Annotated in this window: 11 protein-coding genes; 7 read left to right on the top strand and 4 right to left on the bottom strand. The window is 44.6% G+C overall.

Going from position 1 to position 11113, the window contains the following annotated elements; all coding sequences use genetic code 11:
* The first annotated feature begins 5 nt into the window (after window positions 1-5).
* The 5 genes from HUX74_RS05150 (at window position 6) to HUX74_RS05130 (ending at window position 5131) form a co-directional block, all read left to right on the top strand.
* The gene (locus HUX74_RS05150) at window positions 6-656 is read left to right on the top strand and encodes a hypothetical protein (RefSeq protein WP_005823861.1); all 651 of its coding nucleotides are present in this window, start codon (window positions 6-8) and stop codon (window positions 654-656) included.
* 526 nt (window positions 657-1182) lie between these two features.
* Entirely contained in the window at window positions 1183-1371 is a 189-nt protein-coding gene (locus HUX74_RS05145; protein WP_140403462.1) for a hypothetical protein, read from the top strand.
* Complete coding sequence (locus tag HUX74_RS05140) at window positions 1368-3119, top strand: tetratricopeptide repeat protein (RefSeq protein ID WP_070100535.1); 1752 nt, start codon at window positions 1368-1370, stop codon at window positions 3117-3119. The genes HUX74_RS05145 and HUX74_RS05140 overlap by 4 nt, the downstream gene beginning before the upstream one ends.
* A gap of 115 nt (window positions 3120-3234) precedes the next feature.
* Window positions 3235-3468 carry a hypothetical protein gene (locus HUX74_RS20665; protein WP_254592830.1) on the top strand — a complete coding sequence of 78 codons (234 nt, stop codon included), beginning with the start codon at window positions 3235-3237 and terminating at the stop codon, window positions 3466-3468.
* Window positions 3469-3934: 466 nt separating this feature from the next.
* Complete coding sequence (locus HUX74_RS05130; RefSeq protein ID WP_254592829.1) at window positions 3935-5131, top strand: 6-bladed beta-propeller; 1197 nt, start codon at window positions 3935-3937, stop codon at window positions 5129-5131.
* 4 nt (window positions 5132-5135) lie between these two features.
* Here HUX74_RS05130 and HUX74_RS05125 read toward each other — a convergent pair whose 3' ends face one another.
* The 4 genes from HUX74_RS05125 to HUX74_RS05110 all read right to left on the bottom strand — a co-directional run bounded on the left by HUX74_RS05125 (window position 5136) and on the right by HUX74_RS05110 (window position 9473).
* Entirely contained in the window at window positions 5136-6158 is a 1023-nt protein-coding gene (locus HUX74_RS05125; RefSeq protein WP_151852995.1) for an AI-2E family transporter, read from the bottom strand.
* 76 nt (window positions 6159-6234) lie between these two features.
* Window positions 6235-6849 (bottom strand): L-threonylcarbamoyladenylate synthase, encoded by a 615-nt coding sequence (locus tag HUX74_RS05120; protein ID WP_138345042.1) that lies wholly within the window; start codon window positions 6847-6849, stop codon window positions 6235-6237.
* A gap of 68 nt (window positions 6850-6917) precedes the next feature.
* A complete protein-coding gene (locus tag HUX74_RS05115) occupies window positions 6918-8660 on the bottom strand; it encodes an ATP-dependent RecD-like DNA helicase (protein ID WP_009037121.1) in 1743 nt (580 codons plus the stop codon).
* A 12-nt stretch (window positions 8661-8672) separates the two neighbouring features.
* The gene (locus HUX74_RS05110) at window positions 8673-9473 is read right to left on the bottom strand and encodes a Cof-type HAD-IIB family hydrolase (protein WP_034525323.1); all 801 of its coding nucleotides are present in this window, start codon (window positions 9471-9473) and stop codon (window positions 8673-8675) included.
* A gap of 87 nt (window positions 9474-9560) precedes the next feature.
* Between HUX74_RS05110 and HUX74_RS05105 the strand changes: the two genes are divergently transcribed.
* Both HUX74_RS05105 and HUX74_RS05100 read left to right on the top strand, forming a co-directional pair.
* The gene (locus HUX74_RS05105; protein ID WP_034525322.1) at window positions 9561-10454 is read left to right on the top strand and encodes a prenyltransferase; all 894 of its coding nucleotides are present in this window, start codon (window positions 9561-9563) and stop codon (window positions 10452-10454) included.
* On the top strand, window positions 10451-11065 hold the full coding sequence (locus tag HUX74_RS05100; protein WP_009037118.1) for a CPBP family intramembrane glutamic endopeptidase: 615 nt from the start codon (window positions 10451-10453) through the stop codon (window positions 11063-11065). The genes HUX74_RS05105 and HUX74_RS05100 overlap by 4 nt, the downstream gene beginning before the upstream one ends.
* The last annotated feature ends 48 nt before the right edge of the window (window positions 11066-11113 follow it).

Here is an 11113-nt window from a genome sequence, read left to right as displayed (position 1 = left end):
TAAATATGGAAAGTGCGGAGTACTCTTTGGATGAGTTATTATGTCAGTCTCTTCTGTTGTTTCGTCAGTATCGGTTTTATGATGCTCCAGAATGTGGAGAAAAGGCATTCCGGATATTGGAGGAAGCCCATGTATGGATGGGGCGTACGCAAGAGTGTGTGGATATGGCGAAATGGGGGTGCGTGATAGAGTGTCTTGCGCAGAAATACTACATAGAAGATGATACGGATGCGATTCTGGAAGAAATTGATGCTGCCTTGGTTGCGCATTGGAAGAGGATAGAGAAAATCCATGCAGAAGTCACCACCGTTTATTTATGGCTGGGGTACTATTTCCTGCTACGTTTCAGAAACCGGGAATCCCGTTCCCATTCCCGTTGTAAACAGATAATGTCCAGCTTGTTGTGTGCTTTGGTCGAAATCTTCCGTAAGGTGGAGAAGGGGGGAGCCCCGACAGAAGTCTTGTCACATCTTTCGGTAGATGTTTGGGGAGAGACCGTCTGCTGGATGGAGCAGGTACATGATTCCCGTCTTTGCGAGAAGCAGTCGTCAGCTTTGCTGGCACAACTCTATAACCTGAAAAGTGTGGAGTTGGAAAAAGGTCCGGGAAAGCAGGATGCTTTGCTCCAGCAGATTCTGGAGTTTTATTGCTTTTAAGGGAAAATTATCTCTGCTTAGTTTTATCATTTCTGCTTCCACACTTCCACCTACTTCCTGCATCCCTTTATTCATCGGCATTACAAGTGCTGTGGAAGCAACTCAAAAAGGTGGAAGCAACTTTTGCTTCCACAGCGGAAATACGCCGGAAAGTAAGTTAATGTCTTGTTTGTTAGTGTATTAATAGAATGTACAGCATTTTGCAAATATCTTGTTTACACGATATGCGTTTCGTGTAAACACGGTATTAACTTCGTAACAACGGGCATGAGGCACCTTGTTGACGGTCGTTAGTCGAGTGGTTGACGGCCGTTGGCAGAGCGCATCACGGCCGATAGGCGCTGATAACTCCGTACAGAAAATGGAAAGGAAGCCTATGTAAGGGGAAACAAGCTCTGAGCTATTTGTTTTGTTTGCCACATTTATCTTGTTTTTGTACATTATTGAAGCGGTTTTTTGTATCTTTGAAGGGAGGGGCTGTAAAAAGCTTGTTCTCATCCAAAGTTTAATTATATATACATGAATTATGAAGCGATGTATAGTGCTGTTCATAAGATTCTGCTGTACAGTTGTTTCTAATGCACAGACAAATGGCATTGTGACTGATGGGGAAAAAGGATTGCCGTTGGCTGGTGTGAATATTTATCTCCAAAAGGATTCTGTGGGCATAGAAGTTATACGTAATGATAATCTGGTAAAGAACATGTTCATATGAAAAAACTGCTATATCTTGGGCTTTTGTCCGTTTGCGTACTGTTAGGTTCTTGCGTAGAGAAGAACGTATCCAATGTTTTTGATAAGGTAGAGAGGTATATGGATGTATATCCTGACAGTGCATTGCTGCTGTTGGAACAAATTCCTCATCCGGAGGAGCTTCGTGGGAAGCAGCGGGCAGACTATGCATTGCTGCTGACACAAGCGCGTGATAAAAACTATCTGGATAGTTTGCAGTCGGATTCGTTGATAAAAATTGCGGTAGATTATTATAAGGATGATGGTGTAAAAGCAGGAAAGGCATTGTTTTATTATGGTAAAGTGGCAGCTTTGCAAGATAATGATACATTGGCTATACAAGCTTATTTGAGCGCTTTGGCTAAATTGGAGAAAACAGAAGAGTATAAGATGATGGCTTTGGTGCACCAATATGTAGGTAGGCTGAATGATGACTCGGAAATGTATGATATGGCACTTGACAACTATCGAAAATCTATTTTTTATAATAAAAAAGTCGGTGATACCTTGAAAATGGTGTATAGCTATCGTAATATCGCCTGGATTTATGAGGTTCGGAAAGAGTATGTTAATGCTGCACGATATGCGAAGATGGGAATGTCTTTGTTAAAGCAGGATAGTTTGTCTCCGGTATATTCTTCTTTGGCGCACTTTTTGGGCGAACAAGAAAAACGACAAGGAAATTATGTGAAAGCAGTTGAATTTTTTCATTCAGCCTTAAAGAATGAGCAAGTTTCTACTCTTATTCCTTATTATAATTTGTCATTGGGAGATGCCTATTTGCAGTTAGGGCAATTGGAAAGGGCAGAAATGTATGTGAGGAATGCTTTGTCTTCGGAAGATTGCTATACACAATCCGGTGCTTATCATTATCTTTATTTGTTGGAAAAGAAACGTGCTGAGTATGCTAAGGCTCTGCTTTATAAAGAAAAGTCTGATTCGTTGCAAAAAATAGCACAGGAGATGAATTTGCAGCACAAAATCTTTGAAATACAGCAAAAAAATGAGGCAGATAAATTGGTGGTGGAGAATAAATTGCTTATGCAAGAAAAGCAGATTCAGCTATATTTTTGGCTGCTACTGTCTTTATCCTTTATAGTTGTGGGATTTGTAGCATATCAGGAAATAAAAAAACAATATAGAAAGAGTTATAGAAAACGCCTTAAAAGGTTTATGGAGAAGGAGCTCAAAACTTATCAAGAGAATGAAAAGATAATAGAACAGTATATTTGTCAAATAGAGGAATTGAAGAAATGTAATCAGCAAGCACAAAAGGGAATGTTGTCTGAGGTACTTGTTAAGGAACAAATAGGAATCCTGGCCCAGAAGATACAGGTTTTGAAAAATGAGAATAAAGAAATACGTGAACATTCTCAGCAAGGTGCTTTGTTTCTTTTAGGACAGCTAAAAGAAGGAAATTTGAATGTGAAAAAATTGAGTGAAGAGGAATGGCTGAACATCTTTGGCTATATAGATTTATTGTCTGGCAATTTTGTGACTAACTTGCGACAGAAGTATAAATTGAACGAGCATAACCTTATGTTGGCTGTGTTGATAAAGTTGGGATTTTCTACAGCAGAGTTGGTCGCAGCTTTTGTTTGTGAGGAAAATTCTATTTTTAAAAAGAAACAACGTTTGAAGGAAAAGCTCCATTTAGGAAAACAAGATGATTTGAATGCGTTCTTTAAAACAAATCCGTTGTATTTGTCCATCCAGAAAAACAAACTATAGTATTTATTTAGTTGATTATTATATGATTAATTGAATTAGATTTTGTCCATGAGTGTTTTGTGTAATACACTGTATTTTGCGCTATTTTTATGCCATAAAATCAAACATGGGTACTATGAAAATGAAAAACTTTTTTTGTCTTTTAAGTCTATATGGCTTCTTGTCGATGAATGCCATAGCTGCCGTTTTTAATATTCTAGTTGTTAATACAGAAATAGTGTTGTCTGTTAATGATAGGCCTTTTACAAAGCCTCAAGGAGCAGGTCAAGAACCTCGTTCTATACCAATGGATGTTCCTTTCTCTGCATTCTTAAATGATGACTATTCCATTGACTTGGAGTTCTATTAATCTATAGGTGAGATTGAAATTGTAATTTCTCAGAATGGGGATGTTGTTTACTCTTCTACTGAGAATATTGACTTTCCAATATTGAGAAAAGTACAATTACAAAAAGGCTTAGTTGGTGATTTTTTACTTGAGATAAAAGGTTTGGATGGAGCTTATGCATTCGGTAGATTTACTATTCATTAACAATGGCTATATAGCACTATGAAACAAATCTCATTTTGCATCACTTGTATGAATCGGCTTAAACATTTACAAGAAACTTTGGAGAAGAATATTCTTGATAATTTCTTTGTAGATGAGGTAGAGTTTGTTGTGCTGGATTATAATTCGCAAGAATAAATTCTATTGTCTAATAATTGACTTTAGCTTTGTTGCTGTATCTTAAACGAACCTTTTGAGTTTTTTTAGAATCTCAAAAGTTTTTTATTCTTTTGTAAAATATTTCAATGGTAATAAAATGAGATGTATGTGGAAATTCTTTTTATTATTGATGTTGGTTGTAACTTCGTGTTCCGAAAAGCAGATTGATGGCAATGTAATTAATGTTGCGGAAGCAATGAGTAGATTGTCAGAAGGACAATCTGTACAAAATTTGTTTTCCAGCATAAGTTATATTCCTTTGGAGACTAATGAGCAGGCTATTATAGGAAAATATCCGGAGTGCATAATTATGGATAGTGCGATATTGGTATCTTCTGTCCATCAGAATCTGAAGCTTTTTGACCGTACTAACGGGAAGTATATTCGGGATATTGGACATGTAGGTACTGATCCGGAAGGATATGCAAAGGATTCATGGGGAAAAGTGAGCTTTTGGGCTGATGCGGTTCGGAGAACCGTTTATCTATTGGGATGGAATAATGATTTCCTACTATATGGATTTGATGGGAAATATAAGGATAGAATTCGATTGCAAGATACAGTCAATTGTATTCTGTCCCAAAATTACTATTTGATGGATGCGGACAGAATTTGGGGACATAATAAAATGAAACTCTCTCCGGAGACGCCATCAGTCTTTTATATGGATAGAAATACGATGTCATTGACCGGTATTGCTACATGGAATTTAGCCCTGCTTCCCATGGATGAGGTTTTGTCGGTTTCAAATTTGTTGGGGGGCAATGTTGCTTATGGAGGTGACTTGGCAATGGCAGAATTTGTTGGTGACCGGAAATATTATACGGCAATCAATAGCCCTTCGTTATGGAAATCTAAGGATGCCATCCGAGTGAAACAAGCTTTTAATGATACTATCTATACTATTTCAGAGCAGGGACTTACTCCATATCTGGTTTTTGAACTGGGTGAGTGGCACTGGAATGAGCAGCAGCAATTGGATGTAGAAGGATGTGATAAAAAAATAGCCATAGACTATATTCTGGAGAATGCAGAGTACATCTATTTCCATTTTCATACAAGCTTATATTTAGAAGAAAGTCAGTCATATTGTGGATTTTACCATAAGGAAAAGAAAACTGTTGTTTGCCAAAAGGGTGATAGCTTATTTGATAAAATGAATAATCAGCATATCCAAATCAGGGGAGTCACTTCGGATGGACATTTTTTTGCTTTGTTACAACCGGATGAACTCAGTGATGATAATCAACGGAGAATGGGAGTAGAAGAGGAAGGTAACCCTATTATGGTCATGCTTTATTAAGTACTTATTCCGTCGTCTTCCCCCTTGTATCCAAATACCCTCTTTTAAACATATCCACGAACAGAAAGAATAGTGACAAGAGCAGTGGCCCGAAGATGACACCCATGAATCCGAAAAGGGACAAGCCGATTACAACTCCGAAGACAGTGATAAGCGGATGAATGTCTGCCATTTTCTTCTGGATGATGAAGCGTATCAGGTTGTCGAGCTGTGAAATGACTGCACCGCCATAGATGGCCAGCCCGATAGCTTGAACCCAGTTGCCTATCAATGCCATGTAGACAGCTATCGGAAACCATACCAGCGCTGTTCCTACCATTGGGATGATGCTGGCGAAGCAGGTCAGGAAACCGGCGAACAATATGTTGGGAGCACCGAAAATCCAGTAGCCTATCATGGCTACTCCTCCTTGTATGACGGCGAGTAAGGGGATGCCGATGGCATTGGAGCGGACAATCATGTTGATTTCGTGGATGACGTTTTGTGTATTGTCATCGTTGAACGGCAGTAGGTCGTTGACGTACTGTTCCATCTTTTTGCCCCCTATCAACATGAAGTAGAGTACAAAGACCAGTACGAAGATGTTGACGGCAAAACTGCTGATACCTCCCATGATGGCTTGCCCGATGCGGGGAAGAATTGAAATGACGTATGCCACTGTGTCTTTCCCCAAGATATAGTAGCCGGTTTTGGCTTTAATGATGTTGGCCGCTTCTTCGAAAGGAGCTATAATGGCTTGCGGGTCCAGATTGATGTTTTGAAGATTGACCACAGCCAACCATACCACCAGCCCAAGCGGAACCAGAAAGCAGAGAATGGCCTCTGCTGTAATGAGGGTGGCAGCTATGCTGCGCTTCATTTTCCGCTTGTCGGAAAGATACATCATCTGCTTTCTCACCAGGATATAGATAGTCAAGGCTCCCAGCAGACCGCCCATGAATGGGGCTATTTGTCTGAAAAGAATGATTCCCAGCCCGATAATGATAGCTATCAATGAATATTTCCAGTATTGTTCTTTTGTGCTCATAAAGTTCCTGTATTTCTTAGTAAAGAAACATAAAAGAAGTTGAAAAGGTTTGGAAATTGTGGCCGGAATTCAATATTTATCCTTCGTCCAGCCAGCCTACCCCCTGGCGTATGATTTCCGGCTCCCCATTGGTGCAATCCACTACGGTAGAGCCTTCCGTACCGCCGATACCGCCGTCTATTACCAAATCGACAATATCACCGAATTTCTCGTCAATCAGTTCCGGGTCTGTGCAGTATTCAATGTCCTCATTGTCATCATGCGGCAATGTAGTTGTCATGATGGGAGCATCCAGCAGGCGGGCTATTTCCTGAATGATGGAATTGTCCGGCATACGGATGCCGACCTCCTTACGGTTACGGAATATCTTGGGCAGGCGGGTGGTGCCGTTCAGAATGAAGGTGAAAGCTCCGGGCAGATTACGCTTCATCAACTTGAAGGTGCTGTTGTCCACTTTGGCGTATTCGCTGACCTTGCTCAAGTCGTAGCAGATGATGGAAAGATTGTTCTTCTTGGGGTCGATATTTTTAAGACGGCAGATACGTTCGATGGCTCGTTCCTTCAGTCCGTGGCAGCCGATGGCATACATGGTGTCGGTAGGGTAGATAAGGATACCTCCGTCATTCAGTAGGTCGACCACCTGCTGCAGGTCGGCGGGATTGTTATTTTTTTCATAAAGTTTCAGAAGCATGGCAGAAATGGATTTGAGTTTTATATTACATGCAAAAATAGATAATAATCGGCTTATAAACAAGCAATTCACCTTTTTAGCATCTCTTTCTCCAGTTTCTTTATCTTCTTCCAGGCCTCTTTGAATTTGGGACAGAGGGTGACGGCTTTCTCATAGTTTTTCATGGCCGCCTCCTTCATGTCATGCTTCAGGCATTCGTCACCCATAAGGATGTATTCGCGGGCATACTTCACGAGGGCTTTCTCTTTCTCCAATGCTGCTTGTTTCAGTGCACGGTTTTCCTCTTTCAGACGGTTGATGATGTTCAGCTTCCGGCGGATGAGGCGCTGCACGTTGGGCTTCTCGATGTCGTAGCGGGAATGGATGGCTTTGAAAAACTCATCCAGGAAAGTGCCGAAGTCCCCTTTGTCGAAGGCTTTGGCGGCGGCAACGTATTGAACGTCTGCCTGTGCTTGCTTCAAGGCACGGTCGATGGCGGTGCGGTTGTTGAAGCGTTCGGAGAAGCTGACAATCTCCGGACGCACGAATACATCGGCACGGCTGATGGGCTTTTTCAGCTGGATGCCTTCCAGCGAGGTGCAGCGGCTGAGGGCTACGTATGCCTGCCCACCGGCAAACACGCCGCCGGTAAAGTCGATGACTACCCGGCTGAAGGTCAGCCCTTGGCTCTTGTGTACGGTGATGGCCCATGCCAGGCGCACGGGATATTGTGTAAAGGTTCCCAGTTCTTCCTCTTCAATCTGTTTCTTTTCTTCGTTGTATTTGTAGCGGATGTTTCGCCACGACTCTCGTTTGACGTCACATTCCTTGCCGTCGTCGGTGATGACGTAGAGGGTCTCTTCAATAGGGTCGAAGCCGCTGATGACGCCGATGGTGCCGTTCACCCAGCGGCGGTCGAAGTCATTCTTGATGAAGATGATTTGTGCGCCCGGTTTCAGTACCAGTTCCTGCGAGGTGGGGAGGCTGCTTTCGGGAAAGTCTCCCATGATTTCGCCGTAGAAGGTGACCGGGTCACCGGGAAGTTCCGCCAGTTTCTTGTCGTTGATGTAGTCCACGTTGTCACGGCGGGTGGCGAGGGTGATGTACATGTCGGCTTCCGATTGCTCTATTTGGGTGCCATAGCGGGTGTTGAGCAGCTGAAGTTCGGTAGAGCCGACGGTATTGTTGCGGATGTGGTCCAGCACATGGATGAACTTGCTGTCCGTTTGCCGGTATACTTTCTGCAGTTCGATGGAGACAAGGTCTATCTGGCCGAATACCCTGGCAGAGAAGAAATAAGGGGTAGGGTAGAATCGGTTCAGTATCTCCCGTTCATCTCCTTTGACGACGGGTTCCAACTGGAACACATCGCCCACCAATAATATCTGTTTGCCACCGAAGGGTTCGCGCAGGTTGCGGGAATAGACGCGCAGGATGCGGTCTACGGCGTCGATGATGTCGGCGCGTACCATGGAAATCTCGTCGATGATGACCAGTTCCAGTTCTTCCAGTAGTTTGCGGTGGGGTTTGGTGTATTTGAAAAATTCGTGGATGCGTCCCCGTTGAAGGCTGAAGTTCGGGTCATCGGGCAGCAGGGGGTAGAAAGGCAGTTTGAAGAAGCTGTGCAGGGTACTGCCTCCGGCATTGATGGCGGCTATGCCGGTAGGGGCAAGCACTACATGCTTTTTCTTCGTATTCGCGCAGATATATTTCAGGAAGGTCGATTTGCCCGTACCTGCTTTGCCCGTCAGGAATACGGACTGACGGGTATACTGAATGAGGTTCAAGGCATCTTGAAACTCTTTGTTTTGTGTATCGGGAACGAAGCTCAAAAGATTTCAGATTTATGATGGATTCCCGACTATGCCGAAATATTTCAGGGCGTTGGCGATGCCGTCTTCATCAACAGAAGTGGTTGTGTAGTTACTGGCAGCTTTTACGTCGTTATTGGCATTGCCCATGGCTACACCGATACCGGCATGGCGCAACATGCTGATGTCATTTCCTCCGTCGCCGAAGGCCATGGTCTCTTCCAGCTTGATGCCGAAGTGGCGGATAATCTGGTCGATACCGTTCTGCTTGGTGTTTCCTTTGGCTGTCACGTCAACGAAGGCAGGATGCCAGCGGCCCATCTCGCAGTGAGGGACGGAGGGCAGGATGATTGCTTCTTCCTCGGCGTTGATAAAGGGAGTCAGCTGGAAGAAGGCTTTGTCGGCATGGCTGTCGGTATAGGGCTTTGCTTCGATGGGGTCCACTTTGAGTTGGCGGTGGAAGATTTCCTCCACTACTTCGCCGGGCTGGTTCACGCAGATGTCGTGCTCTCCCACCAGGATGCAGGGGATGTTGCGTTCGTGGCAGAAAGCTGTCAAGGCATCCACTTCCGCTGTCGGTATGGGGCTTTTGTAGATAACGGTGTCTTCTACAAAGCAATAGGCGCCGTTCATCGTGATGTAGCCGTCTATCAGATTCCGTTCCTGCAAGGCAGACAAGTTGTTGATGATGACGCGTGGACGTCCGGTAGAAATGAAGATATGTATGCCTTTGGCTTTGGCGGCAGTCAACGCTTCAATAGTGGAAACGGGAATTTCGTGGGTCTTGAAGCTGACCAAGGTTCCGTCGATGTCAAAAAACAGAGCTTTTATCATAAGGGGTTCTTTTATCTTGTGCGCGAAATTACTTAAAAAAGCGAAGATATTTCGTACTTTTGCGCACAAATAAATGATAAATAACAAATGAAGAAACATTCTTTGAAAGATTGGATGATAGCGGTGCGTCCGTGGTCATTCCCCGCCTCTTCGATGCCGGTGGTGGTGACGTTGGCATATCTGTATTGGATGCAGCAGGACATAAACTGGGTGAACGGCATCTGGGCATTGCTGAACATCGTCGTGTTTCACGCTGCCGGGAATACCTGGAGTGATTATTTTGACTACAAACATAAGGTCGATGCAAAGGACACCTTTGGCGCCAAGACCTTGACCGACGGGATGTTTGCTCCGCGCGAGATATATAGCTTGTCGATGGCATTGCTGGCAGTTGCCCTTGTTGCGGGTGTCGGCCTGCTGTGGCGTACGGGGTTGCCGTTGCTGTACATCGGTATAGGCGGTGCAGCTTGCTCGTTGCTTTATCCACCGCTCAAGTATCGTGCGTTGGGCGATGTCGTCATCTTTTTGGCGTATGCCTTGCTGCCGACGTTGGGCACCTGCTATGTGGCTACGGGAGTAGTTGACTGGAATGTCTTGTGGATAGCTCTGCCGGTGGGACTGATTACGGTGGCCATTCTGCATGCCAATAATACACGGGATATGCGTACCGATGCCCGTGCAGAGATTCAGACACTGGCCATGAAGTTGGGAGGAAAGGCGTCGATGTACGTTTATTGTGCCGAAGTCCTTTTTCCTTTTGGCTGGATAGCCGGCTTGATAGCTGCGGGAACTCTTCCTTTATGGACCCTGCTGGTGATGCCGGCACTGGTTCCTGCCATAGGCAATGTACGGGTGGTGTCCCGTTTTCCCGGAAAGGGAGAAAGTGCCATAGCCGGTCTGGATGAGATGACTGCAAAACTCCAGTTGTTGTTCAGTCTGCTGTTCACGTTGTCGTTCGTTGTAGCCGGTCTGCTGTCATGAAGAAGCTGATTTTTACCATTCTGCTGGCTGCCGTGCTGTGGACGGTCATGTTTTCGCCTTGGACGGCTCCTTTCGTGAATTTCTGGTGGATGATGACCGGTTCTGCGCTCACACTGTCCGTGTTTGCCACCTTGTTCAATCCCGGCTGGTGGCGGGAGGTGAAGTGGAGCTTGCCGAATGTCTTGCTGGGACTTGGCATTGCTGTTGCTTTGTGGGGCGTTTTCTGGTTGGGAGACAAGGTGTCATCTTGGATGTTCGATTTTGCCCGTCCGCAGGTGGACTCCATTTATGGGATGAAAGAGGGAGAGTCTCCTTGGCTGCTGGCAGCATTGCTGCTGTTGCTGATAGGGCCGGCGGAAGAGATTTTCTGGCGCGGCTATGTGCAACGCACGCTTTCCAAACGCTGGAATCCGAATGCGGGTTTTGTGGTGGCTACTTTGATTTATGCACTGGTGCATGCCGGTTCCTGCAACTTCATGCTGGTCATGGCGGCTCTGGTGGTGGGGGCGGCATGGGGGGCGCTTTACCGTTTCTTTCCGAACCGCTTTGCCGCTATTATCTTGTCTCATGCAGTGTGGGATGTGGCGGTATTTATATTTTTCCCGATATGATTATTGTTTACAAAAATAAGGTGGCGGTAATGGGTCGTATAAAAACAA

This window comes from Bacteroides sp. Marseille-P8574 (assembly GCF_902825465.1).
GTDB lineage: Bacteria > Bacteroidota > Bacteroidia > Bacteroidales > Bacteroidaceae > Bacteroides > Bacteroides uniformis.
This window is presented reverse-complemented; position numbering and strand designations above follow the sequence as displayed.

Excerpts from the sequence above, each read along its gene's own strand:
- HUX74_RS05150 (WP_005823861.1), top strand. The coding sequence starts at position 6 with ATGGAAAGTGCGGAGTACTCTTTGGATGAGTTATTATGTCAGTCTCTT.
- HUX74_RS05145 (WP_140403462.1), top strand. The coding sequence starts at position 1,183 with ATGAAGCGATGTATAGTGCTGTTCATAAGATTCTGCTGTACAGTTGTT.
- HUX74_RS05140 (WP_070100535.1), top strand. The coding sequence starts at position 1,368 with ATGAAAAAACTGCTATATCTTGGGCTTTTGTCCGTTTGCGTACTGTTA.
- HUX74_RS20665 (WP_254592830.1), top strand. The coding sequence starts at position 3,235 with ATGAAAATGAAAAACTTTTTTTGTCTTTTAAGTCTATATGGCTTCTTG.
- HUX74_RS05130 (WP_254592829.1), top strand. The coding sequence starts at position 3,935 with ATGTGGAAATTCTTTTTATTATTGATGTTGGTTGTAACTTCGTGTTCC.
- HUX74_RS05125 (WP_151852995.1), bottom strand. The coding sequence starts at position 6,158 with ATGAGCACAAAAGAACAATACTGGAAATATTCATTGATAGCTATCATT.
- HUX74_RS05120 (WP_138345042.1), bottom strand. The coding sequence starts at position 6,849 with ATGCTTCTGAAACTTTATGAAAAAAATAACAATCCCGCCGACCTGCAG.
- HUX74_RS05110 (WP_034525323.1), bottom strand. The coding sequence starts at position 9,473 with ATGATAAAAGCTCTGTTTTTTGACATCGACGGAACCTTGGTCAGCTTC.
- HUX74_RS05105 (WP_034525322.1), top strand. The coding sequence starts at position 9,561 with ATGAAGAAACATTCTTTGAAAGATTGGATGATAGCGGTGCGTCCGTGG.
- HUX74_RS05100 (WP_009037118.1), top strand. The coding sequence starts at position 10,451 with ATGAAGAAGCTGATTTTTACCATTCTGCTGGCTGCCGTGCTGTGGACG.